Origin of the sequence: Bombella mellum (genome assembly GCF_014048465.1) — a bacterium.
Taxonomy (GTDB): domain Bacteria; phylum Pseudomonadota; class Alphaproteobacteria; order Acetobacterales; family Acetobacteraceae; genus Bombella; species Bombella mellum.
Window position 1 is genome coordinate 71,785 of sequence record NZ_PDLY01000004.1, and the last position, 24,918, is coordinate 96,702.

20 protein-coding genes and 1 CRISPR repeat array are annotated in these 24,918 nt (G+C 61.4%); of the genes, 9 read left to right on the forward strand and 11 right to left on the reverse strand.

The features are described from left to right. Positions 1 to 51: 51 nt before the first annotated feature. The 3 genes from CPA56_RS06905 to CPA56_RS06915 form a co-directional block, all read right to left on the reverse strand. Positions 52 to 1,443 (reverse strand): NAD-dependent succinate-semialdehyde dehydrogenase, encoded by a 1,392-nt coding sequence (locus tag CPA56_RS06905; RefSeq protein ID WP_182041284.1) that lies wholly within the window; start codon positions 1,441 to 1,443, stop codon positions 52 to 54. Positions 1,444 to 1,578: 135 nt separating this feature from the next. Next, the gene (locus CPA56_RS06910) at positions 1,579 to 2,739 is read right to left on the reverse strand and encodes an iron-containing alcohol dehydrogenase (protein ID WP_182041285.1); all 1,161 of its coding nucleotides are present in this window, start codon (positions 2,737 to 2,739) and stop codon (positions 1,579 to 1,581) included. Positions 2,740 to 2,857: 118 nt separating this feature from the next. After that, the gene (locus CPA56_RS06915) at positions 2,858 to 3,451 is read right to left on the reverse strand and encodes a TetR/AcrR family transcriptional regulator (protein ID WP_182041286.1); all 594 of its coding nucleotides are present in this window, start codon (positions 3,449 to 3,451) and stop codon (positions 2,858 to 2,860) included. 232 nt (positions 3,452 to 3,683) lie between these two features. Between CPA56_RS06915 and CPA56_RS06920 the strand changes: the two genes are divergently transcribed. The 4 genes from CPA56_RS06920 (at position 3,684) to CPA56_RS09610 (ending at position 6,883) form a co-directional block, all read left to right on the forward strand. Next, positions 3,684 to 4,304, forward strand: coding sequence for a helix-turn-helix transcriptional regulator (locus CPA56_RS06920; protein WP_182041287.1), 621 nt, complete (start codon positions 3,684 to 3,686; stop codon positions 4,302 to 4,304). An 83-nt stretch (positions 4,305 to 4,387) separates the two neighbouring features. Beyond that, on the forward strand, positions 4,388 to 5,290 hold the full coding sequence (locus tag CPA56_RS06925) for a dihydrodipicolinate synthase family protein (protein ID WP_182041288.1): 903 nt from the start codon (positions 4,388 to 4,390) through the stop codon (positions 5,288 to 5,290). Positions 5,291 to 5,418: 128 nt separating this feature from the next. Further along, positions 5,419 to 6,768, forward strand: a complete 1,350-nt coding sequence (locus tag CPA56_RS06930; protein WP_229707490.1) for an alpha/beta hydrolase — start codon at positions 5,419 to 5,421, stop codon at positions 6,766 to 6,768. Next, the gene (locus tag CPA56_RS09610; protein WP_407645659.1) at positions 6,743 to 6,883 is read left to right on the forward strand and encodes a hypothetical protein; all 141 of its coding nucleotides are present in this window, start codon (positions 6,743 to 6,745) and stop codon (positions 6,881 to 6,883) included. The genes CPA56_RS06930 and CPA56_RS09610 overlap by 26 nt, the downstream gene beginning before the upstream one ends. 6 nt (positions 6,884 to 6,889) lie before the next feature. Here CPA56_RS09610 and CPA56_RS06935 read toward each other — a convergent pair whose 3' ends face one another. From CPA56_RS06935 to CPA56_RS06945, 3 genes are all read right to left on the reverse strand, one after another. After that, a complete protein-coding gene (locus tag CPA56_RS06935) occupies positions 6,890 to 7,099 on the reverse strand; it encodes a nuclease (RefSeq protein WP_182041289.1) in 210 nt (69 codons plus the stop codon). 168 nt (positions 7,100 to 7,267) lie between these two features. Further along, positions 7,268 to 9,919: direct repeats of the CRISPR family, unit length 29 nt; unit sequence CGGTTCATCCCCGCAGGGGCGGGGAACAC. A gap of 231 nt (positions 9,920 to 10,150) precedes the next feature. Continuing rightward, a complete protein-coding gene (locus tag CPA56_RS06940) occupies positions 10,151 to 11,614 on the reverse strand; it encodes a mannitol dehydrogenase family protein (RefSeq protein ID WP_182041290.1) in 1,464 nt (487 codons plus the stop codon). 48 nt (positions 11,615 to 11,662) lie between these two features. Continuing rightward, the gene (locus tag CPA56_RS06945; RefSeq protein ID WP_182041453.1) at positions 11,663 to 12,334 is read right to left on the reverse strand and encodes an HAD family hydrolase; all 672 of its coding nucleotides are present in this window, start codon (positions 12,332 to 12,334) and stop codon (positions 11,663 to 11,665) included. Positions 12,335 to 12,624: 290 nt separating this feature from the next. On the opposite strand from CPA56_RS06945, the gene CPA56_RS06950 reads away from it, so the two are divergent. Further along, positions 12,625 to 13,407 (forward strand): DUF421 domain-containing protein, encoded by a 783-nt coding sequence (locus tag CPA56_RS06950; protein WP_229707492.1) that lies wholly within the window; start codon positions 12,625 to 12,627, stop codon positions 13,405 to 13,407. Here CPA56_RS06950 and CPA56_RS06955 read toward each other — a convergent pair whose 3' ends face one another. Continuing rightward, complete coding sequence (locus CPA56_RS06955) at positions 13,408 to 14,058, reverse strand: transglycosylase SLT domain-containing protein (RefSeq protein ID WP_229707494.1); 651 nt, start codon at positions 14,056 to 14,058, stop codon at positions 13,408 to 13,410. 86 nt (positions 14,059 to 14,144) lie between these two features. Beyond that, a complete protein-coding gene (gene ssb / locus CPA56_RS06960; RefSeq protein ID WP_182041291.1) occupies positions 14,145 to 14,726 on the reverse strand; it encodes a single-stranded DNA-binding protein in 582 nt (193 codons plus the stop codon). 138 nt (positions 14,727 to 14,864) lie between these two features. Between ssb and uvrA the strand changes: the two genes are divergently transcribed. The 4 genes from uvrA to CPA56_RS06980 all read left to right on the forward strand — a co-directional run bounded on the left by uvrA (position 14,865) and on the right by CPA56_RS06980 (position 21,108). Next, the gene (gene uvrA / locus CPA56_RS06965) at positions 14,865 to 17,801 is read left to right on the forward strand and encodes an excinuclease ABC subunit UvrA (protein WP_182041292.1); all 2,937 of its coding nucleotides are present in this window, start codon (positions 14,865 to 14,867) and stop codon (positions 17,799 to 17,801) included. 14 nt (positions 17,802 to 17,815) lie between these two features. Next, on the forward strand, positions 17,816 to 18,154 hold the full coding sequence (locus CPA56_RS06970) for a DMT family transporter (protein ID WP_043558985.1): 339 nt from the start codon (positions 17,816 to 17,818) through the stop codon (positions 18,152 to 18,154). 3 nt (positions 18,155 to 18,157) lie between these two features. Then, the gene (locus CPA56_RS06975; RefSeq protein ID WP_182041293.1) at positions 18,158 to 18,703 is read left to right on the forward strand and encodes a DUF2946 family protein; all 546 of its coding nucleotides are present in this window, start codon (positions 18,158 to 18,160) and stop codon (positions 18,701 to 18,703) included. Positions 18,704 to 18,942: 239 nt separating this feature from the next. Continuing rightward, positions 18,943 to 21,108, forward strand: coding sequence for a TonB-dependent receptor (locus CPA56_RS06980; protein WP_182041456.1), 2,166 nt, complete (start codon positions 18,943 to 18,945; stop codon positions 21,106 to 21,108). 70 nt (positions 21,109 to 21,178) lie between these two features. Here the strand turns inward: CPA56_RS06980 and trhO are convergent, their stop codons facing one another. The 3 genes from trhO to CPA56_RS06995 form a co-directional block, all read right to left on the reverse strand. Continuing rightward, entirely contained in the window at positions 21,179 to 22,123 is a 945-nt protein-coding gene (trhO, locus tag CPA56_RS06985; RefSeq protein WP_182041294.1) for an oxygen-dependent tRNA uridine(34) hydroxylase TrhO, read from the reverse strand. 112 nt (positions 22,124 to 22,235) lie between these two features. Continuing rightward, the gene (locus tag CPA56_RS06990; protein ID WP_182041295.1) at positions 22,236 to 23,729 is read right to left on the reverse strand and encodes an autotransporter strand-loop-strand O-heptosyltransferase; all 1,494 of its coding nucleotides are present in this window, start codon (positions 23,727 to 23,729) and stop codon (positions 22,236 to 22,238) included. Further along, positions 23,726 to 24,895: an autotransporter strand-loop-strand O-heptosyltransferase gene (locus CPA56_RS06995; RefSeq protein WP_182041296.1), complete on the reverse strand. Its 1,170-nt coding sequence runs from the start codon at positions 24,893 to 24,895 to the stop codon at positions 23,726 to 23,728. Before CPA56_RS06995 ends, CPA56_RS06990 begins: the two co-directional genes overlap by 4 nt. Positions 24,896 to 24,918 lie beyond the last annotated feature (23 nt).

Sequence of the window (24,918 nt, forward strand, 5' to 3'; positions counted from 1 at the left end):
CCGTGATGGAGCCGCCTTTTTCATGCCCGAAGATACGGACCAGCCCGTCCCTCAGAACGGAGCGTCAATATCCACGACGTTGATGAGCTTGTGGTTCACGAACTCCTTGATGCCAAGGGCCATCAGCTCCCGGCCAAAGCCGGAACGGGCGATGCCACCGAAAGGCAGTTCAGCCTTGGTGCCCGTCGGATGGTTGATGAACACCATGCCGGTACGGAGCCTGGACGCCACACGGAGTGCATGGGCCTCATCCTTGGAGAAGATGGAACCACCCAGCCCGTAGGGGGAATCGTTGGCGATGCGGACGGCATCATCCTCATCCTTCGCACGGTAAAGCTGCGTGACCGGGCCGAAGAACTCCCAGTGACGGGCCTCGTTGTTCTCATCCAGTCCGGTCAGGATGACGGGCTGGAAGAAAGCCCCCTGGTTGGGCACGGGCACGGGGACCGTCTCGGCCTTAGCACCCTGCTTGACAGCCTTCTGGACCAGCTCCCGCAGGTCATCCGCAGCCTTCTGGGAGGACAGCGGAGCAAAGGTGGTGTTCGGGTCCATCGGATCACCGGCCTTCAGCTCAGCGACGCCCTTCTTGTACAGCTCCACGAAACGGTCATAGAGGCTGTCCACCACGATGATGCGCTTGGCGGACACGCAGACCTGACCGGCGTTCCAGTGGCGGCCGAACACGGCCCATTTGACGGTCTTCTCAAGGTCGGCATCATCCAGAACGATGAAGGCATCGCTGCCTCCCAGTTCCATCGTCGCCTTTTTGAGGGCCTTGCCAGCCGTACCGGCCACGATGGACCCGGCACCCTCGGACCCTGTCAGCGCAACGCCGCAGGTACGGGGGTCATCCAGCACCATTTCCGTGAATTTGTGCGGCATGTACAGGTTCTGGAACAGGCCCTTCGGTGCACCGGCCTCCTCGACCAGCTCCTGGCAGGCAGCCGCACACTGGGGCAGGTTGGCCGCATGCTTGAGAATGACCGCATTGCCGGCAGAAAGCTGCGGAGCAACGATGCGCAGCACCTGATAGTAAGGGAAGTTCCAGGGTTCGATGGCCAGCACGATGCCCTGCGGCTCGTACACCAGGGTCGCACGGCCTACCTTCGGGTCGGAGACCTTGAGTTCTTCCGGCTTCAGAAGCTCCGCAAGATTCTCTGCGTAATATTCGCAGATTTCCGCAGACAGGAGCACCTCACCCTTGCCCTCGGCCAGCACCTTGCCCATCTCCAGCGCGGCCAGACGGGCCAGCTTGTCGGCATCACGGCGCAGCAGGGCACCGATGTTCTTCATGAGCTTGGCGCGCTCTTCGAAGCTGGTCTCCCTCCATGCCTCGTAGGCCTCATGCCCTCTGGCCAGGGCGGCCTGAACATCCTGTTCAGTAGCCTCGGGAAACTCTTTGACGACTTCGTTCGTATAGGGATTGATAGTGGCGAATGCCATGATACACCTCGCTCCTCTCAGGACGCCAGTGGCGGAGCCTTGTGTGACCCGGACAGCCGGGAACGCTGTCCGGTAGGGCTGACCAGGAGCCGGCAACACGGAACCGTGCCGGCCTCCTGATCAGATATTGGGACCTTACAAACTTCTTTCCAGAACTTTGCGGCTGATTTCTGACGTGATCTCCTGATCTTCACCAAGAGCCGTCATGCCGTGCTCTTCCAGCTGGGCAATGATGGGGTCAATGCCAGCACGGTCGATGTCGTAGGCGGACAGGCGGACAGGAATCTCCAGCCCTTCAAAGAAGGCCTCGATACGGGCGATGGCGGCATCAATGCGCTCATCCTCCGTACCCTCCGTCAGGCCCAGAACACGGGTGGCATATTGCAGCAGCTTGGCCCGTTTCTGTTCCCGGCGTTCCTTCAGCATGGCCGGGAAGACGATGGCCAGCGTGCGGGCATGATCGATTCCATATTTCGCCGTCAGCTCATGGCCGATGGCATGGGTGGCCCAGTCCTGCTTCACGCCCGCCCCGATGAGACCGTTCAGGGCCTGTGTCGCCACCCACATCAGGTTGGCACGCAGGTCATAGTCGTCGGCAGGGGCACTGGTGATGCGTCCGGCAATCTCATGCAGGCTCAGCAGCAGGCCCTCAGCGTAGCGGTCCTGCACCATCGCATCCTGCGGCAGGGTCATGTACGCTTCCATCACATGGACGAAAGAATCCGCCACGCCATTGGCCACCTGACGGGACGGCAGGCTGAAGGTGCGGGTCGGGTCCAGAATGGAAAAGACCGGGAAGACGTGCGGGTTCGAGAAGGCCAGCTTGTCGCCCGTCTCCTTGCGGGAGATCACGGCAATGCTGTTCATCTCCGACCCGGTGGCGGGCAGGGTCACGACCGTTCCCAGCGGCAGGGCCTTCTGGACCGTCTCACCCTGTTTCAGCAGGATTTCCCACGGCTCGCCCTGATAGGGCACGGCAGCGGCAACGAACTTCGTGCCGTCCATGACGGAGCCGCCACCAACGGCCAGAAGGAAATCCACCTTCTCCTTACGGGCGACCTCGACAGCCTTCATGAGCGTCTCATAGGTCGGATTGGCCTCGATCCCGCCAAATTCGCAGAATGTCCGCTGCCCCAGTGCCTTGCGGACCTCACCCAGCGTACCGCTCTTCTCGGCACTGGCCCCACCATAGAGGACGAGAACCCGTGCCTGCCGGTCGATCTGCTCATCCAGCCTGGCGATCATTCCCTTGCCAAAGAGAATTTTCGTCGGGTTATAGAATTCAAAGTTGTCCATGACGTCCTCTCTTTCTCACCTGAAGATCACCATAATAATAGACCGGTCATCTCTTAAATGAAAGGTCCAGAACCGGAAAAACACACCATCCTCTCAAAATGGCGGGAAACCGGCCCGATCAGGTCGCCACAAGCTGCCTTGTGGCCGCAAAAGCCTCCTCGAAGGGGGCAGGCTGATGCGTCACCTTCACCAGCAAAGTGGCCCCGAGCCACGTCTGATAGACCACGGAAGCCATCTGCCGGGCTGGCAGCTCTCCGGTGATGGACCCGTCCTTCTGCCCCTCCTCGATGATGAGGGCCAGACGGTCCACGATACCGGTCGTTCCTTCCTCAAGGATCAGACGCATCCTCTCGGAAAGGTCCGACACTTCAGCCGCCAGCTTGACGACGAGGCACTTCTCGCTGAGGCACCCGTTCTGCTGGGCATCCACCCAGCACTGGCAATAGACGGACAGCTTCTCGAACCCCGTCATGCCCGTACGGGCGATGAGGGCATCCAGTTTCTCCATGTACTGCTCGTTATAGAGTTCCAGAAGAGCAGCCCCGAAATGCTCCTTCGACTCGAAATAATGGTAGAAGGATCCTTTCGGGATGCTGGCAGCCTCCAGAATCTGGCTCAGCCCCACGGCTGAAAACCCCCGCACCCCGATCAGGGGACGGGCAGATTCCAGAATGCGGCGACGGGCCTGAACATGCTTCTCTGCAACTGTCATGCTTTCCATCTAACAGAACGGTTTCATCCTGTCCACATAAAAATAGACCGGTCATTCTATTTTTATATACCCATTCTTCCGATGGACGTTTCCGCCGCAGACAGGCTAGTCTGCTTCCCTGTCCAGGACCAGAAAACGCCCCCGAAATCCTCCCATGCTTTCCTTCTCTTCCCCGAGTCCCTCCAGCCCACCGTGGCATTACTGGCGGGCTGACCTGCCGGACATAAAGGAGATGAGCATGGCCCGGGGCACGACGCTCGCCCTGCCGCTGCATTTCCATCAGGAAGACCAGCTGGCCTTCATCCTCTCCGGATGCCGCCATTTTCTCATCGCAGGTCAGCCCGTCCACCTCACGGCGGGACAGGCCCTGCTCATTCCTGCGGGCACACCCCACATCTCGCAGGATGCCGACCCGGCCCGTGTCGGGCAGACACTCTGCCTGAATCTCTATCTCACGCCCGGTCTCCCTCTGGACCGGGCGGACTGCGCCGCCCTCATCCGGCACTGCCTTGGTGACCGTCCATCCCATGTCCATCTGGCCGCCCCACCACGTCTTCCCCTGCCCATGCAGGACATGCCGCTCACGATGTCCATCCAGAGCCTTGCCCGACAGGCCAACATGAGCCGGGAGGCCTATTCCCGCCGTTTCCAGCGTCATCACGGCCTGTCCCCGCAGACATTCCGTCTGCTCCAGCAGCTCAACCATGTGAAAACGCAGCTGCGGGCCGGTGTCGGCAGCCTTCAGGCCGCCATGGAGGCAGGCTTTGCCGACCAGAGCCACATGGGCCGCCTCTTCCGCCGGACATTCGGTACGACACCGGGCCGGTACCGGACAGGCCCCCTGCCCCGCTGAAACCACGGACTGTCACATTCCTTCTATACGGAGCAGCCTTTTTCTCGCCATCATGACCGGACCGTACACGGAAAGGACAGACCATGACATTTTCCTTCACAGGGCTGAGTGCCTTCCCCATCACCCCCATGCACCAGGACGCTCCCGATGAGGCCCGCTTCGCCACACTGATCACCCGGCTGGTCGAGGCGAAAGTCGATTCCATCGGTGCCCTCGGTTCCACCGGCAGCTATGCCTTCCTGACCCGGGGAGAACGGGAGAAGATCGCCCGACTGGCTGTCAGCCACGCTGGCACGACACCGGTTCTGGTCAGCATCGGGGCCATCAACCTGCGGGACACACTGCTGCTGGCCGAGGACGCCCAGAAAGCCGGTGCTAAGGCCCTGCTGCTGCCCCCAATGAGCTACTTCCCCCTACGGGACGAAGAGGTCTTCACCCTGTATGAAACGGTCAGCCGCCATGTATCCGTGCCGCTGGTCGTCTATGACACCCCCGGCACGACACAGTTCCATTTCTCCGATGCCCTGATGCGGCGCATCTGCCAGCTGCCGCAGGTCCGTTCCATCAAGCTTCCCAGCGGCTCCCCCACGGCGGAAGAGGCTGCCGCCCGGATGAAACGCCTGCTGCCTGCCCTGCCTGAAAGCACCTCCCCCGGCATCAGCGGTGATCCGACCGCCGCCGGTGCCCTGATGCAGGGTGCCCGCATCTGGTTCTCCGAATGGGGTGGCCTGTTCCCCCGTCTGGCCTGCCAGCTGACGGATGCTGCCCTGGCTGGCCAGAAAGAGGATGTGGCCCGCATCGAGGCCGTCTTCGCCCCCTTCTGGGAGATGAGTGCCCGTTATGGTGGCTCCCTGCGTGTGATCGCCTCTGCGGCGACGATCATGGGGCTGGCCGGACCCGGTGCGCTCCCCCGTCCGCTCCAGGGCGTGTCCCCGCAGGATGCGGAAAAACTGGCCACGCTGATCAGCACCCACCAGCCGGGCTGACCATCCGCCACACCGGTCCCGTCAACACCCCGGGACCGGCCCTTTCGGAACGGCATGGCTTTTCCATGAGCCGAACTGTGATAGCCTCGGGGCCACCGACCTTTCATTCCCGTTCCGTGGTGGCGTCCATGTCTGCATTTTCATCCTTTCACCGTCAGGTGCCCCGTTTCTGGAAGGCCTGCCTGCTCGCCAGCACCCTGATGCTGGCACCGGACGGCACCATCTCCGCCCGGGCGCAGGCTGCCCCAGCCGACTGCATGACACTGGAAGCCCTCCAGCCTCCACAGGCCAATACGACGGACCCGCAGAAACCGTTCTACATTGACACCTCTGGCCTGAGCGGAATCGGGGCCATGCCCGTGCATGATCCTCACAATCCGCTCTACCCTCAGGCCACGGACCTGCCCGACACGACCCTCCCCCCGGTGGAAGCAGTCGGCAACTTCATCCTTGGCCCGACCCACGCCCTCCCCGCCCAGTGGCAGGACGTACAGCCCGCCCGGGGACGGCTCATCAGTTTCACGCTGACATCATCCCCGAACAGTGGCTACCATCCGGGCATCATGCGGGATGAACCGGAACCCTGCGCCACGGGCATGAGGAACGTTTCCACGAGCCAGCCCGGCGATCCCTCCATCCTGAACGTTCCCGGTGCCCATCCGTCCCCATGGACCCGCACGGTGGACGTGTATGTCCCGCCTGACACACCCACCGGCCAGCCCCTGCCTTTCCTGATCTTTGGTGATGGCGGCAATGATGGCATCTATCCGGGACGGGACCTGTTTGCTCTGGTGGACAGGCTGACGGCGGAACACCGCATTCCCCCCATGATCATCATTGGTGTGGGTGCCGGTGGTGGCGATGCCCAGGGCAGCGAGCGTGGCCGGGAATATGACACCATGTCCGGCGATTATGCGGACTGGGTGGAAACCCATATCCTGCCTCTCGTGGAACAGAAAGCCGGCATCACCTTGTCACACGATCCGGAAGAACGGGCCACCATGGGCTTCAGCTCCAGCGGGGCGGCGGCCTTTGCCATGGCGTGGTTCCGGCCCAACCTCTATCACCGGGTGCTGGCCTATTCGCCATCACTGGTCAACCAGCAATGGCCGCATGACCCATCCCTGCCCGGTGGCGGATGGCAGCTCCATTCCCCATGGGCGGGCACTCCCCAAGCCATGCCTCCCCAGCCCGGAGCCGCCCTCATGCCAGCTGCCCCGAAAGCACCCCTACATATCTGGTACGAAGTGGGGGATCAGGACCTGTTCTACCCTGTCCGCCCCATGCCGGACGGCATGCATGACTGGGTGCTGGCTGGCGAGAATCTGGCCCGTGTCCTGGCGAATAAAGGTTATGACTACCAGTTCGTCTTTTCCCGCAACGCCCGGCACGTGGACGGCCCCACCATAGAGCAGACCCTGCCCGAAGCTCTGGAATGGCTCTGGCGACCCCGTGAGAGGCCACAGGACGGACAGTAGGTTTTTCCTCCACAATCCCCGCAGGGGCGGGGAACACGGCGGGAGCATCAGTCTGGACCGGCATGTGCATGACGGAGTGCAGACAGGCGGTGGGAGTACGGGAACGCCGCAATAACCCCGCCTATGCTTCCACCCTCTGGCGCACTGGCACTGGATTGGCAGCCATAAAGGCCGCAACCTTCTCCAGCCATGAGGCAACATCAGCGGGGACTATCACTTTCCCTCTGGCCCACTGACGGACAGTACCCTCCGCACGGTCCACCATGCTGGCAAACCCACGCTGCGGCCAGTTCATCAGGGTCAGGCATTCCCGAAAGCGTTCCGGTGTCATGTCAATTCTCCTCACCATGTGTAGCCCAGATACAGGCCACCCAGCAGGCTGATGATCCCTGCCACGGAAAAAAAGATGACCAGTCCGACGTCTGTATCAAAAATACGGCTCATCGTTTCGCTCCTACCATGAGAGAAAAGGTTTCCCTTCTCTCCCCTTACTTCAATTCGGTTCATCCCCGCAGGGGCGGGGAACACTGCGTCTGTGCCTGCGGGAGCCACAAGTGGCTCGGTTCATCCCCGCAGGGGCGGGGAACACAGACCTCGGAGTTTCCAGGCATCGAGCTCCTTCGGTTCATCCCCGCAGGGGCGGGGAACACTAGCAGGTCAGGCAGAACCACCTGTACCCGTGCGGTTCATCCCCGCAGGGGCGGGGAACACAATGGAGGTCTGGGCGGCCTCCGTAATGTGATCGGTTCATCCCCGCAGGGGCGGGGAACACGCACGCTCACTCGTTTGCGATCGCTGGTGCCACGGTTCATCCCCGCAGGGGCGGGGAACACGGGTCCCTGGCCGGGGCCAGCCTAGCCCTGTCTGGTTCATCCCCGCAGGGGCGGGGAACACCAGCGGATAGCTAAGCTGTGCATCATATTGCACGGTTCATCCCCGCAGGGGCGGGGAACACCAGGGCCGGATATTTCCCGATCTCATTCTGTGCAGTTCATCCCCGCAGGGGCGGGGAACACTAATTGTAAGATCGTAATATCTGACTGTCGGACGGTTCATCCCCGCAGGGGCGGGGAACACCCGGAAGAATTGGCTCAACAGGGCGTTTTTTCCGGTTCATCCCCGCAGGGGCGGGGAACACACCACAGATCCAACGGCGTCACCCACAGCCCCCGGTTCATCCCCGCAGGGGCGGGGAACACGACAGGGCGTCCGGCGAGAGCGAGGATGACGCCGGTTCATCCCCGCAGGGGCGGGGAACACCGATACAGGTTCAACCCGCACGACGTATTGTTCGGTTCATCCCCGCAGGGGCGGGGAACACTTCCAGCGGGCCGTGCGGGGATTCGCCATCCGCGGTTCATCCCCGCAGGGGCGGGGAACACCATGAGTTGGAGGGGCTGACCGGGGGCGACCTCGGTTCATCCCCGCAGGGGCGGGGAACACAATTGAGAGGGTTAGAAGGCGTTCGGGCAATGCGGTTCATCCCCGCAGGGGCGGGGAACACGATGAGATGATATGACCGTTCTTGTCAATGCGCGGTTCATCCCCGCAGGGGCGGGGAACACCTGTCGCAGATTGTTCAGGTTTACCCTGTCCACGGTTCATCCCCGCAGGGGCGGGGAACACTCCCTCCTATCGTCTCAAGCTGTTTTTTTCTGCGGTTCATCCCCGCAGGGGCGGGGAACACGTATCCTCGGCCATCAGAAACTCCCCAGAATGAGGTTCATCCCCGCAGGGGCGGGGAACACGTTCGGTCCCAGTAGGGGGTGTTATTTGTTGGCGGTTCATCCCCGCAGGGGCGGGGAACACAGGAAGTGCCCCGCTCTGCTGAATCAGGGTGGCGGTTCATCCCCGCAGGGGCGGGGAACACAGGAAGTGCCCCGCTCTGCTGAATCAGGGTGGCGGTTCATCCCCGCAGGGGCGGGGAACACTTGTGGTGAACAGCCAATTTCTGATGCTAGTTCGGTTCATCCCCGCAGGGGCGGGGAACACCGGGGTTGCCCGTTTGGCAGAAAGACAGATACAGGTTCATCCCCGCAGGGGCGGGGAACACCTGAAAAACCACCTGTTTTCAGGCTCTCTATCCGGTTCATCCCCGCAGGGGCGGGGAACACATATCGCCCCTATCGTCCAAGATTTTGGCCACCGGTTCATCCCCGCAGGGGCGGGGAACACCTATACTGGAGATCAGGGTGAGTTTAGATCTAAGGTTCATCCCCGCAGGGGCGGGGAACACTGGGGGAGCATGCATAACCACAAAAGGGATTTCGGTTCATCCCCGCAGGGGCGGGGAACACCTTTAGCGGCTGCCTCGCCATTCGCTATCGTTCGGTTCATCCCCGCAGGGGCGGGGAACACCGGGAAGATCAGGCTGGTCATGGCGATCTCTCCGGTTCATCCCCGCAGGGGCGGGGAACACTTGATAGCTGCCCGCGTCGGTCGTGTGTGGACCGGTTCATCCCCGCAGGGGCGGGGAACACGCACCGGCCTGCTCTATCTCCGGGATGCGCTCCGGTTCATCCCCGCAGGGGCGGGGAACACCTCTGAAAGAAGCGGGTAAGTTTCGTGAATTGCGGTTCATCCCCGCAGGGGCGGGGAACACTGCAAGCCCTTAGCAAACTGCATCCACCGTTGCGGTTCATCCCCGCAGGGGCGGGGAACACTCTCTCTCGATCCGCCGCAACACCTCCAGAATCGGTTCATCCCCGCAGGGGCGGGGAACACGGTCCATTGTCGAGAGGGAAACAGCCCAGACCAGGTTCATCCCCGCAGGGGCGGGGAACACGGCTCCCCGACCCGCACCACCATTCTGCATCTGGGTTCATCCCCGCAGGGGCGGGGAACACCTGCTCGATTTTGAGCAGGTGTTTATCCGGGACGGTTCATCCCCGCAGGGGCGGGGAACACCGATCTAGAAGAACTGGAAATAGACCACCAGCCGGTTCATCCCCGCAGGGGCGGGGAACACCTGCCACGCTGAGCAGGTCCCGCTGCGTGTAGCGGTTCATCCCCGCAGGGGCGGGGAACACTTTTACCCTAGGAATGCGCTTGACGGAGGCTCCGGTTCATCCCCGCAGGGGCGGGGAACACCTGGCCCATAAGACCAGACCTCAACACCCTGCCGGTTCATCCCCGCAGGGGCGGGGAACACACTTCCTGTAACCGTATGTAATCTAATTCTTTTTTTGCTGTCAAAGACCGTACCAACTTAAACATAAATTTAATGTCCCACTCAGGGCAAGCAAAAGATCATCCCTCCCTGGCTTCAGAGACCCATCGGACGGACAAAGTTATCCACAAAAATGACCACAGATACAAAAAGAGGGGGAGGCCGAAGCCTCCCCCTCCCAGACCATCAGGACAGGATGTCCCGGACGACGTTTCACACGGGCAGGCTGGCAAGCACACCCTTCTTGCGGATCACCTCCCGATCACGGGCAATTTCCTGTTCGATCTCCGGTGTCAGAAGATCACGCCAGCTGTCAAAGGCAGGAAGACTTATGGACGCCGTATAATCATCGGAAGCAGCCGTCTTCAGCTGTTCTTCCGTCAGGAACGGCTCGCTCAGCCTGATCGGCTCGCCTTTTTCGTTCCGGCCCCGCAGAAGCTCCAGCAGGAGGGCCATGCAGTACACGATGCGGACACGGTCCCTTCCACCTTCCAGAACGGCACGGACGGTTTCCGTCCAGAACACCTGGGCCTTGGAGGTGGCATCCGACGCAATACGGGCCACCTGGTCAGCCATGGCCGCATTGGAGAAACGTGTCAGCAGCGTCGCCTTGTATTTGTGCAGGTCCACACCCGGCGGTGCCTTGAGAGTGGGGATCACGTCCTTTTCCAGAACAGAATCCACAAACTTATGCACACGTGGCTCACCCAGAACCTGATCCACAAGCTCCAGCCCCTGCAACATGCCTGCCGCACTGAGAATGAGATGGCTGGAATTGAGCATGCGGATCTTGGCATGTTCATAGGCACTGACCTGATCCGTAAACTGCACCCCGACCTTCTCGAAGGCGGGACGGCCTGCCGCAAATTTGTCCTCGATCACCCACTGGATGAAATCCTCGGAAAGAAGCGGCTGAAGATCATCCAGTCCGCTACGCTCATTCAGCCTGGCCTTGCCCTCGTCGGAGACGGACGGCGTGATGCGGTCCACCATCGCATTGGGGAAGGTCACGTTCTGGTCGATCCACTCGGCGAGGTCAGCATCCACGGCCCGGGCATACCCGACAAACGCCTTGCGGGACACGTCCCCATTATGGCGCAGATTGTCGCAGGACATGACGGTCAGCCCACCATGACCGGCCTCACGGCGGCGGCGCAGCCCTTCCACGACAAAGCCGAAAATGGTGCCGGGTTTCTGCGGATTGGCCAGGTCTTCCTGCACGGCAGGCAGGGACGTGCGGAATTCCCCCGTCGTCTCATCAATGTTGTAGCCACCCTCCGTGATGGTCATGGAGATGATCCTGGTGGCCTTGTCCGCCAGAAGGGCCAGCACCTTTTCCGGCTCATCCGGGGCCTGGAGATAGTCCTTCAGGCACCCCAGGACACGGATCTCGGCCTTGCCGTCAGCGGCAATCTCCGTCAGGGAATACAGCCCCTCCTGCGCCCGGAACTCTTCGGCCTTCCTGTCGGAATTTCCACCTGAACGCAGACCGACCCCGGTGATGCCCCAGTGCTGCTGGTCCGGCAGGGCCAGAACACGGTCCACATAATAGCCCAGATGGGCACGGAAGAAATTACCCACACCAAAATGCACGATGCCGGACGTCACCTTGCGTACGTCGTACGAAGGACCAGCCACGATCTCCGGCAGGGATTTCAGACCATCATATGTCAGCATAACATGTCTCCAGAAGGATCATGAACAAAACGGACCGGAAGGGCCTTCTCAGCCCCCGTGGTGCTTGTCCTGCGCCGCAATGATCTTCTTCAGCAGCGGCACGAACTCGTCGAGATGGGCGATGCGCAGCAGGCCCGGCCAGGACGGGGCAGGCTTGTCGAGATCACGCAGAAGCACGCAGGCCATGCCGGCACGGCGGGCGGCCTCGACCCCGGCATCGGAATCTTCCAGCACCAGGCAGTGGGCCGGGTCGATGCCCTCCTGCTCGGCCCCATAGAGGTAAATGTCGGGGCGGGGCTTGGGCATGTTCAGGTCACGGCCGGAATGGATGCGTTCTTCCTTCAGGATCATGTCCAGACCCGTGCTGGAGAACTTGGCTTCCATTTCCGCTTCCGAGGAATTGGACCCGACACGGATCGGCAGGCGGATCTCATTGACGACATCACGCAGCATCTTCGTGGCACCGGGCACTTCCTTCGCCTTTTTCCGCATCATCTCCACGATGCGGTCCTGCATGATCATGTCCCAGTTGTCCGGGAGCCTGTCACCCGTCTTCTCGGCAATCATCTCGCCGATCTTGGCCAGCTCGCCACCACCGAAGAGCTTGTTGCCTTCCTCGTCACTGATGTCCCAGCCGTGACTGCGGGCATCCTCGGACATGAGAGCCGTGGAAAGATGCTCTCCCCCCACCAGGACGCCGTCACAGTCGAAAATGATCATCTTGAGACGCCCCGTGGGCAGCACGGCGGCAGGGGCCTGATCGGGAATCGGAAAATTCGTGTGCTTGCTCATGAACGCTCCTTATTTGCCTTACCTGATTCGGTCTCTGAAACTTCTATGCCTGTCCTCTTTACATCCAGAGTAACAGGCAGGAAAAAGATCGCAACACCTTGAAATACTGTTAATGGCCCTTATAGCATGACATGGCAGAGGCATTCCCGCATGCACGACAGTAAGGTCCATCTCTCACCAGGGCCGCCCTGCACGTTTTTCATCACAAGGTTCACCCAATGATTCACCAACTTTTCCCGAATCTGGCACTCAACATCTGGATGTTCCTGAAGCTGGTAACCGGCTTCGCCATCATCATCGCCTATCTCAACATCTCTGGGCGCAGTCAGGTCTCCCAGATGAATGCCATCGACCTTGTCGGCAACTTCATCCTCGGCGGGCTCGTTGGCGGTGTTCTCTACACGACGAACATATCCTTTCATGAATATGTCATCGCCCTGCTCATCGGGGTCGGTATCCTGCTCACCCTGACACGTTTCTGCAGAAAAATCAACATCTTCAGAAACGTGACCATCGGGAGGCAGATTCCGATCATAAAGGATGGCCGCTTCCTCATGGAAAACATCCGTGACAAGAACAACAAGATCGACATGCTCAATATCGCCTCGCAGCTCAACATCCAGGGCATTTACTCCTTCGATGATGTATACTTTGCGCAGGTCGAGCCGAGCGGTGCCATTACTGCCATCACGGACAAGAAGAAACTTCCGGCACTCATCATCTATTATGACGGCGTGATCCGTGCCAATGATCTTGAGGATGTCGGCCTCTCCGAGGAAGACCTCATGGAGGACATGAAACGCCGGAACATCGAGAAGCTGGAAGACATCTTCCTAGCCGAGATCAAGGACGGCCAGTTCCGTTACGTCCTCATGGACGGGAACGTCATCCCGCACACTCGCCATGATGGCCGGGATGGTGCCCCCACGAAAGCCCCGCACAGCCCTGGCGCAGCGGCAGCTCTGGCCAACGGCCTGACAAGCCCGCAGAAAGGCGGCTGATCAGAACAGCCAGTCCCAGAAATTTTCCCACCAGCCGCCTTTGAGCCTGTCCCGGCAGGCATCATACTGCTGCTGGTACTCTTGGGTACGGTGGCCCACCTTGCGGGCCACCGTCACCAGCCAGCCCTTGCTGGCATAGGTCCGACGACGGTACCCCGTCCATCCCTCATGATAGGCCAGATACTGCCTCGTGGCATCCGTCACAGGGATGCCATCCACCTTCCGGGTGTTGGTGATGTACCAGTTCATGAAATTGAGGGCATCGGCATAGTCGGTCCGGCTGCCACCGGCCCCGGTCTGCCGCTGGTAGTCATGCCATATCTCATTCTTGGCCTGGGCATAGCCGTAGGCCGTACTGATGTGCCCCCACGGGATGATCCAGAGTATGTAGGTCCGTCTGGTCCGTGCATTGGCCCGGAAACTTGATTCCTGGTTCATGATGGACATGGGGACGGACACGGGGATGTGCCACTTCGCTTCCTGCCGCATGGCGGCATGGTACCAGCCCCGTTTTTCCTGAAAGATGTCGCAGATATTGTCCGGGTGCCGTGGGGGCGTCGTGGTACAGCCAGCCAGCAGCCCTCCGAGCAGAACCAGTGCCACACCGGCCCGCATGCTCCCCATGCGCTCCCTGTTTTTCACCCCGTTCATCCTCCGGATGTCCCGTCTCCCTGCCCGACCCGCCACTGTGGCCCGGTGCACCATGACACCGGGCCATCCATCACGTCAGGACAGGTTCAGAAAGGAATCTCGTCATCCAGTCCCTGGTCACCATGACCGGAAGAGCTGCTGTCCCAGCCGGAGCTGGAACCGCCACCGAAGCTTCCACCCTGCTGGCCACGGCCGCCGCCACCGGCACCGCCACGGCCCGCCGGAGCGGAACCGCCACCACCCCAGCTGCCACCGCCATCACCATAACCACCGTCATAGCCATCATCACCATAGCCGCCGCCATCGCCACCGCTGCGCTGGCTGTCCAGCAGAACAAGATTACCACGGAAACGGTCGATCACGACCTCGGTCGTGTATTTCTCCACGCCCTGCTGGTCCGTCCACTTGCGGGTACGCAGCTCACCCTCGACATAGACCTTGCGCCCCTTGCGCAGATAACGTTCCGCCACGTCACCGACACGCTCGTTGAAAATGACAACACGGTGCCATTCCGTACGGTCACGCCGTTCACCCGTGTTGCGGTCGTTCCACGTATCGCTGGTAGCGATAGCCAGATTGACGATCTTGCTGCCGGACTGGGTGTTCCGGACCTCCGGGTCACGCCCGAGATTCCCCACCAGAATGACCTTGTTTACGCTACCTGCCATATGCCTTCTTCCACTTCTCTCAGGAACTTTTCACTGCCACGGTTCGATTCTGGCACCGTGTACCCATATTGCCTATATTGCACAGATGGACCGCCCGTGCATCCATACCTGCCACAAAGGCCGTAATGAGGACATAGCGTGACAGACACAGCCCGCCCTGCCAGCACAAGCCACATCATCGTCCGTGGTGCCCGTACGCACAACCTGCGGAACGTCAACGTCACCATCCCCCGGGACAGGCTGACCGTGCTGACGGGCCTCTCCGGCTCCGGCAAGTCCTCCCTCGCCTTCGACACCATCTATGCTGAAGGGCAGCGTCGCTATGTGGAGAGCCTCTCCGCCTATGCCCGCCAGTTTCTGGAACTGATGGGCAAGCCGGATGTTGATTCTATCGAGGGCCTCTCTCCGGCCATTTCCATCGAGCAGAAGACGACCTCCCGTAACCCACGCTCGACGGTCGGCACGATCACCGAGATTCACGACTACATGCGCCTGCTCTGGGCACGGGCGGGTGTTCCCTACTCCCCGGCCACCGGCCTGCCCATCGAGGCCCAGAGCATCAGCCAGATGGTGGACCGTGTGATGGCCATGCCCGCCGGCACACGGCTCATGCTGCTGGCCCCGGTCGTGCGGGACCGCAAGGGCGACTGTGCGAAGGAACTGGCCGAGCTGACCCGCCGTGGCTTCGCCCGTGTACGCATTGACGGCACGCTCTACGAGATCGGCGACGCCCCGAAGCTGAACCGCAAGACACGCCACAACGTGGATGTCGTGGTGGACCGTGTGGTGCTGAAGGACGGTGTGGAAACCCGGCTGGCCGACAGTTTTGAAACCGCCCTGGAACTCTCGGACGGTCTGGCCTCCGTCGAAGAAGTCCTCCGCAGCGGGGAAGACCGTGAGCCGTTGAAGGCCTCCTTCTCCTCCCGCTATTCCTGCCCGGAATCCGGCTTCATGCTGGAAAGCGTGGAACCCCGCCTCTTCTCCTTCAACGCCCCGATGGGAGCCTGCCCGACCTGTGACGGGCTGGGCACGGAAACGCATTTCGACCCCAACCTCATCATCCCCGATGACAGCCTGACCCTGCGGGAAGGTGCCATCGCCCCGTGGCGGAATGAGCAGGACCCACTCTTTGACCAGACCCTCGCCGCCCTGGCCCGCCATTGCGAGGAAACGCTGGACACCCCATGGAACAGGCTGAAGGACAGTTCACGCCAGTTCCTCCTGCATGGCGGGCCGGAAGCCGTCAGCATCCCCTATCAGGATGGCAAAGGGAAAACGCACACCATCCACCGGCCTTTCGAAGGCATCATCAGCCATCTGCAACGCCGTCTGGCACAGAGCAGCAGCGTCCATGTCCGGGAGGCCCTGGGCCGGTACCAGTCCGCCATGCCCTGCCCGGCCTGTCATGGTGCCCGCCTGCGGCCGGAAGCCCTCTGCGTGAAGGTCAATGACAGCAACATTGCCGAGGCCTCGGACCTGACCATCAGCGAGGCCCTCGCCTGGTTCAGCACCGTGGAGGCCAGCCTGACACCCCAGCGGGCCGAGATCGCCCGGCGCATCCTCAAGGAAATCACCGAGCGGCTACATTTCCTCGACCGTGTGGGGCTGGACTATCTCACCCTCTCCCGCAGTTCCGGCACGCTCTCCGGCGGGGAGAGCCAGCGCATCCGGCTGGCCTCGCAGATCGGCTCCGGCCTGACGGGCGTCCTCTACGTGCTGGATGAACCCTCCATCGGGCTGCACCAGCGGGACAATGCCCGCCTGCTCACCATGCTGGAGCGGCTGAGGAATCTCGGCAATACCGTCCTTGTCGTGGAACATGACGAGGATGCCATCCGACAGGCGGACTACCTCATCGACATGGGGCCGGGAGCCGGAACACAGGGCGGGCACGTCATCGCCTGCGGCACGCCGGAAGAGGTCGCCCAGAATCCCGACAGTCTGACGGGCGCATGGCTGGCCGGCCGCCGGGGCATTCCCGTCCCCGCCACCCGCCGCAAGAGCAGACGCTGGGTGAGCATCCACGGGGCAAAGGGAAACAACCTCAAGAATGTCAGCGTGAAGTTCCCGCTCGGCACCTTCATCGCCGTGACGGGAGTTTCCGGCAGCGGAAAATCCACGCTCATCACCGACACCTTCTACAAGGGGCTGGCCCGGCAGATCATGAAGTCCGCTGCCGTCCCCCTCCCTTATGGACGGCTGGAAGGCACCGAGCAGCTCGACAAGATCATCGAGATCGACCAGTCCCCCATCGGGCGGACACCCCGCTCCAACCCCGCCACCTATACGGACCTCTTCGCCCCCATCCGGGACTGGTTTGCCGAACTGCCGGAGGCCAAGGCACGGGGCTACAAGCCGGGACGTTTCTCCTTCAACGTCAAGGGGGGACGCTGCGAGGCCTGCCAGGGTGACGGCGTACTGAAGATCGAGATGCACTTCCTGCCGGATGTGTTCGTCACCTGCGATACCTGCAAGGGGGCCCGCTACAACCGGGAAACGCTGGAAATCAAGTTCAAGGGCAAGTCCATTGCCGACGTTCTGGCCATGACGGTGGACGAGGCCGTGCCGTTCTTCAGTGCCGTGCCCCGCATTGCGGACCGTCTCTCCATCCTCCAGCAGGTGGGGCTGGGCTATGTGGCCCTCGGCCAGCAGGCCACCACCCTCTCCGGTGGTGAGGCCCAGCGTGTGAAGCTCGCCAAGGAACTCGCCCGCCGTGCCACAGGCCGGACCCTCTACGTGCTGGATGAACCCACCACCGGCCTGCATACCGAAGACGTCCACAAGCTGCTGAATGTCCTTCATGCCCTTGTGGAGCAGGGCAATACGGTGCTGGTCATTGAGCACAACCTTGATCTCATCAAGACGGCGGACTGGGTGATCGACATCGGGCCGGAAGGCGGTGCAGGCGGTGGGCAGGTTGTCGCCACCGGCACGCCGGAAGACATTGCCGCCTGCAAGGAGAGCCATACCGGGCAGTTCCTCGCCCCCATGCTGGCCGCCGGGAAAAAAGATCCGGCACCAGCCACGCCGCAGCAGGGCACCGGCAGGAAAGGTGGCAGAAAAAAGAAATCCTGATATAGGATGTCGCCATGACGCCTTTTCTCGCCTGGCTCTTCCTGTTCGGGGCCATCCTGCTGGAGGTTCTGGCGACCAGCCTGCTCAACATCTCCAACGGGTTCCGCAGGCCCCTGCCCACCATCGGCTCGCTCCTGCTCTATGGAGCGGCCTTCTTCTGTCTGGCACAGGCCCTCAAATGCGTCCCTCTTGGCATTGCCTATGCCGTCTGGTGCGGGGTGGGGATCGTCTGCATCGTCCTCATCGGCGTGACCATCTTCCGTCAGCCCCTGTCCCTGACGGCCTATCTGGGCGTAGGGCTGATCATGCTGGGCACGCTGCTGGCCTGTCTCTCCGGTGGGGTCCGGCACTGACCGATGAAGGCTCTCTCCACCCACGGCCTGATGACCTCCGCCCTGTTCCGCTGGACGCCGCTGCGCCTCCTCATGGTACTGGTCATGCTGCTGGGATTCGGGGCACAGACCCTTCTCACGGCCACCAGCCTGCCCGATGAAAGCCCCCGGGCCGCCATCCTGCGGCTAACAGGCATCGACATCGCCCCCCGGCCAGAGGCCCTCCCTGCCGCCACCATGCCGGGCATGGACCATGCCACCATGAGGCAGGGTGCGAAGCCACAGGTGCACTGCCATCCCCACAGCCCGACAGCACCATCAGCTCCCCTGCTGATGGACCATCATCATTCTGACGGGCATCACCATCACGGGCTGGACTGCCCCCTCTGCCCCCTGCTGGACCATGTCCTGCTCGCACTGACCGTCCTTGCCGTCCTGCTGAGCTGCACCCGGCTGGCCCGCCAGATATGGCAGGCGGTTCCTCCCGCACAGGCACCGCCAGAACCGACCCGCCAGTGGCCACCGGGCCGTGGGCCACCCGTCACCATCCTGAGCCACGCATCCGCCTGACCGGCCCGGCCTGAAGAAGGCTGCGTGTCGGCCTTTCCGCATGTTTTCTTCAGAATGGATGACTCTTGTCTATTTTTCCCCGTTGCACGGGTGGACGTATCGTGCGTCCGGCCCTGACCACCCTGTTTCTGGGAGGTGTGATCCTGCCAGCCGGACAGGCCACCGCCCAGACCCTGCCAGCCTCCGGCTCCTCCCTCCCCGGCCCTGGGACCACGACCAGCGCCCCGGACAGGCCGCAGATGTCGCCCATCCGGCAGGTCCCCACCTCCCTGAAGCCTGGCCAGGCCCCAGCCTCCTCCAGCAACCGACCGACTGAGGAGATCAGCATCACAGCCATCCGACGCCCTTTCACGCAGGCAGCCGACACGGCGGCCCTGTTCCGGGACGTGCCGGGTTACAGCAGCTACAGAACGGGCGGCATCGCCAGCCTGCCCGTTCTCAACGGCATGGCGGATGACCGGGTCGCCACATTCGTGGACGGAATGCCCCTGATGGCGGACTGTCCCAACCACATGAATCCTGCCCTCTCGCAGATCAGCCTGGATGAAGTGTCCCACAGCGTGGCCATTGCCGGGATCACGCCTGTCAGCCTCGGCGGAGACAGCACGGGGGGCACCATCTCCGTGGAACGGAAAGACCCGCAGTTCGCCCGGGAAGGCAACATCCTCGTGACAGGCGATGGAAGAGAAGACTGGCGCAGCAATGGCGGCGGCTCCGGTGCCGGTGGTTCCATCACGGTTGCCAATGACATGCTCAGCCTGCGCTACAGCGGCTCCTACACCCATGCCAGCGATTACACCGCCGGAGGGCGTGGCGGACGGGTTCTCTCCAGCAGCTATCTCAGCTTCAATCATGATGTGACGGCGGGCCTGAAACTGAAGAACCATCTCTTCAGCCTGACATTCGGCCAGCAGGACACGCCCTACGAGGGTTTCCCCAACCAGTACATGGACGAGACCAACAACCGCTCCACCTTCGTGAATGGCAAATATGTCGGCACCTTCAGCTGGGGGACGCTGGAGGCCCGGGGCTACTGGCAGCGTGTGACCCATGCCATGAACATGCTGGCCGACAAGGGCGGCCACAGTGCCACGACCGGCATGCCCATGAACAGCGATGGCCGGACGGCAGGCTACAGTCTGGTCGCCACCATGCCGCTTGGGCGACGCCATCAGCTCAAGGTCGGCAGTGCCTTCAGTCATGATGGCCTCAATGACTGGTGGCCGCCCGTCATGGGCAGCATGATGATGGGGCCGGGCGCGTTCCACAGCCTGAACGGTGCCCATCGGGACCATCTTGGCCATTTCATCCAGTGGAATGCCCAATGGACGCCCCGCCTCTCCACCGAACTCGGCATGCGCAGTGACATCATCATGATGAATACCGGCCCGGTCTCTCCCTATCAGGGCCTCTCCTCCATGAATGACATGGGAATGGGCAGCATGGGCATGGGAGGAATGTCTGGCATGTCCATGATGAGCATGGGCCACATGTCGGATATGGGCATGTCCGGCATGAACATGGGCAGCACCAATCAGGCGGCCGCCCGTGCCTTCAACAGTGCCCGCCGGGGTCGCACGGATGACAATTTCGATGTCACGGCCCTTCTGCGCTACAGGGCCAGTGCCTATCTGAACATTGAGGGCGGCTATGCCCGCAAGACACGCTCCCCCAACCTGTATGAACGCTATGGCTGGAGCCGGGACAGCATGACGGCCCGGATGATCAACTGGTTTGGTGATGGCAACGGCTATGTCGGCAACCTGAACCTGAAACCTGAAGTCGCCAACACCACCAGCGTGACATTCCGCTTCCACGATACGGATGACCACCAGTGGGAGGCCATGATCCAGCCTTTCTACACCTACACGCACAATTACATGAACGTCGTGCGCATCGGTGCCCTGTCACGGGGTTTCAACCTGCTCCAGTTCGCCAACCACAATGCCCAGAACTACGGCATCAACGCCTCTGGCCGGACGACCCTATGGGACAATACACACTGGGGCACGGGGGAACTCTCCGCCACTCTGAACTGGGTGCGGGGGCAGGACTTCAAGACCCATTCGGGACTGTACCAGCAGATGCCGCTCAACGGGACCATCCGCCTGCATGAGCATTTCGGCCCGTGGCACGGCATGGCGGAAGTCGTGCTTGTCAAAGCCAAACACACGGTGGACTGGGTCCGCAACGAGCCCCGGACACCCGGCTATGCGCTGTTCAATCTCGGAGCCGGGTATCACTGGTCCCGCCATCTTCAGCTGGATGTGAGCCTCGACAACCTGCTGAACCAGCGTTACGCCCTGCCGCTGGGGGGCCGGGCCGTCAGCACGGCGGGCAGCCCTCCCGGGGCTGTTCTGGGCATGGGCCGGTCCGTCAACCTGACCCTACGGGAGCATTTCTGAACAAGATGAAGGCGTCACCCCGTTTCGGGAGACGCCTTTTCCACGGCAGACCGGGACTGAAAAAAACCGGTCAGCCCTGCGCCTCATCCCCCAGATGGGCCTGTCCCCGTTCTGCCGCCAGCTGCGCCTGACGCTGGCGTTCACGGTAACGCTGCCGCTGGGCATCCGTTCTCTGCCCGTAACAATGCGGGCAGCTCACACCTTCCTCATACTGGGGCGACTCCTTGTCTTCCGCACTGATGGGCGCACGGCAGGCATGGCAGAGGTCATACCTGCCCAGTTTCAGCCCATGCCCGACCGACACACGCTGGTCGAACACGAAACATTCGCCATCCCACAGGCTTTCTTCCTCTGGAATCTCTTCCAGATATTTCAGGATGCCGCCTTTCAGATGGTACACATCCTCCACCCCTTCCTGCCGGGCAAAAGCGGTGGATTTTTCGCACCGTATGCCCCCCGTGCAGAACATGGCGATCTTCGGCGTGCGGCCCTGTGCCTCCACCTCTTTCCGCCAGTTACGGAACCACTCCGGGAAGGCACGGAATGTCTTCAGGTTCGGGTCCACGGCACCCCGGAAGGTGCCGATGGCCACCTCATAATCGTTGCGTGTGTCCATCACGACCGTATCAGGGTCCGAGATCAGGGCATTCCAGTCCTTCGGCTCGACATAGCGGCCAACGCAAACATGAGGGTCAATGTCCGGCTGCCCCATCGTGACGATCTCTTTCTTCAGCCGCACTTTCATGCGCAGGAAGGGCATCGTCTTCGCCCGGGACTTCTTGTAATCAAACCCGGCACAGCCCGGCAGGCTGTCAATGTAGGCCAATACGGCATCGACGCCTGCATCAGGCCCGGCGATCGTGCCATTGATGCCCTCACGGGCCAGCAGCAGGCTGCCTTTCACGCCCTCCTTCTGGCACAGCTCCAGAAGGGGCTGGCGCAGGGCCCTGTGATCCTCAAACGCCGTGAAATGATAGAGGGCGGCCACGCAGACCGGCAGGGATGTATCTGTCATCAGTCAACCATTCTCGCAAAGAAGGAACCTGACCGCCCTTCTAGCAGGCCGAAACAGCCAGGGGCACCCTCCGGCAGGCATGAGAGTGCCCCTGCGGGATCAGGCCTCCCCTTCAAAGCTTCCAGTAAGCTTCATGCCTGTTTTCATAGCCTTTCCGCTCGGACAGCGGCTTCACCTTCGTCCGGTCATCAGGCCACGGCTTGCCAGCCGCCACGGCCGGGGGCACATAACCCTGGTCCCGGCACAGCCTTTTTATGACCGACACCACATAAGGTACGCCAATGTTGCGCGTGCATTCAAAGGCCCTCTCCGTACCCTTGTGATAGGGACAGAACAGATAGTCATCATGCCTGAACGGCTTGCGGATGTCATGCCAGCAGCTGTTGCAGCCATGATTGCTGAACACACGGTACGGCGTATGGAACTCATTGATCGGATCCGTGAAGCCGCTGATCATCACGACCGGCGTTCCGACCGCCCAGGCCAGCCATGACAGGCCGGAAGACAGCCCCACGAAAAACTCCGCATGTTTCAGCCAGCGGGCACGCTCTCCCAGTGGCCGTGCACCCGTCTCATCCTCGACACCATGAGGGATATGGTTCCAGTGGATATTGTGCCCGACCACCGGGTCCTTGTCGATGCAGATGACCCGGTAGCCCATCTTCTTGAGATAATCCACCGTATCCAGCCATCCCACGGGATTCTGCCACATCTTGCAGGCGCAGGATGCCTGGGCGGCGATCACGACATAAGGCTCCTTTATGGGCCGCTCGTCGCTCTTTTCAATCTCGACCTTGGGCCTAACCTCCGTCGGGTCCACACCAAGGATCCAGGCAGCCGTCCTGTGCAGCCCCACGGCACGGAAATCCCGTGGCTGCCAGGCCTGTTCCTCATCATGAAAGAAAAGGCCCACATAATAGGTTGCGTAAAGCTCCTCATTCACGCTTCCGAATTCCTTGTCACTCAGGAAACGGATGTGCGGGTAGGCCGGTGCCATGAGCGTGATGATCATCTCGCTGACCACAATGGTCACCTCACAGTCATGGACCTGACTGAAGCGGTCGGCATAAGGCACCCAGCCCAGCGGGTCACCCAGCGTCCCCGTCGGCATGATGACGGCAACCTTCTTGCCACGGGCATCATAGTCATGGGTCCAGACCAGCTCATCATCCTTGAAGAGTTCGATATGTCCCTGCAGGAAGTACTTCTTGCGGGAACAGACATAGTCTCCTCCCTTGCTTCCGTCATACAGGCAGGTTTCCGTCTCCGTGTCCCAGAAACGCAGACGCCACCCCTCGCCCTCCGGAATCTTTACCCGGATGCCAAGATTGAAGTCATACCGCAGGCCATGCTCTCCTTCCTGCGTCGGCTCATCTGCCGGAGCCGGGAAGGGAAGACCCTGTATCCTCTTGATACCGTCGCCCTTTTCGTCCTCGGAGCTGGCATCACCATCCATTGGAGAAGCGGATCGGGACACGACGGACTGATCCCCCCCGCCTGCACCAGAAATGAGGCTGTCCTCCGTGAACGGCAGAACGGAGGCCGGGGAAGGAGGCGTCAGATCAACAATATCCTTCAGAACACGCTCTCTGTTTTTCTCGGTCATTCTGACACCTCCCCGAAGCCCGGTATCTTCTCAATCGTCGTTCTCACCTGCGTGAAGGAAATCACGCGGGAGCACTCATACATGCGGTCCGTGCCCTTGTGCCGTGGACAGAAAAACGGATCATCCGGGTTTATGTCGATGTTCACGTCATTGGCGCAGCCATTGCAGGCATTCCGGTTGATGATGCGGTACGGCGTGTAGAACTCGTTGTAAGGCTCCGTATAACCACTGATCATCACCACCCTGGTGCCAGCCGCCCAGGCCAGCCAAGCAAGACCGGATGACGTCCCCACAAAGAACTCGGCATGCTGCAGCCAGCGGACACGCTCCGGCAGCGGACGGTTCCCCGTCTCATCCTGGGTTCCATGAGGGATGGACCTCGTGCAGGTGGGGGGCCCCGTCACCCGGTCCCTGTCGATGCAGACAACCTTGTAGCCCTTCTCCTTCAGGAAGCGGACGAGGTCATACCAGCCACGAGGATTCTGCCAGTATTTGCTCAGCCCGGAAGCCTGCGCCGCAATACAGACATAAGGCTCCTCCATGGGCCTTCCACCCGGCTCCACCGCCACGAGCGGTTTCCTGTCCTGTGGCTGAAGCCCCAGAATGTAGGCCCCCATGTGGGACAGGCCACTCTGGCGGTAATCATTGGGCTGATAGGCGAACTCCTTGTCCTGGAAGAAGACCAGTACCTTGTAGCTGGCGTAATACTGCCTATCCCCCATGTCCTCTTCCGAAATGAAACGGATATGCGGATAGACATCCTCAAAGAGCGGGATCAGATTCCTGTTCACGTAAAAACTGGCCCGGCAGCCATGCTCCTCCACGAAGGCGGCGGCCTGTCCCACCCAGGCAATATGATCGCCCAGCCCGCCCATGTGCATGTCGATGAAGACCTCCCGGTCCTTCAGGTTACAGACATGGGTAAAGACCTCTTTTCCGTCCTTCCAGACGGTGATCTCGAAACGGACGTAATATTTCTTGTTGCTCCCCACGAAGCCGGCACCAACCACCTCGTTCAGGAACAGGATCGTGTCCGTGTCCACATCCCGCAGCCGTACCGTCCATTTCGCTCCGTCCGGTACCCAGACACGGCAGCCCTCGTTGAAATCGTAACGGATACCCTCAGGGCCTTCCTGCGTGAGCACATTCTCCGCATTTTCACTCATGGCCATGTCCTCCCACGTTTATG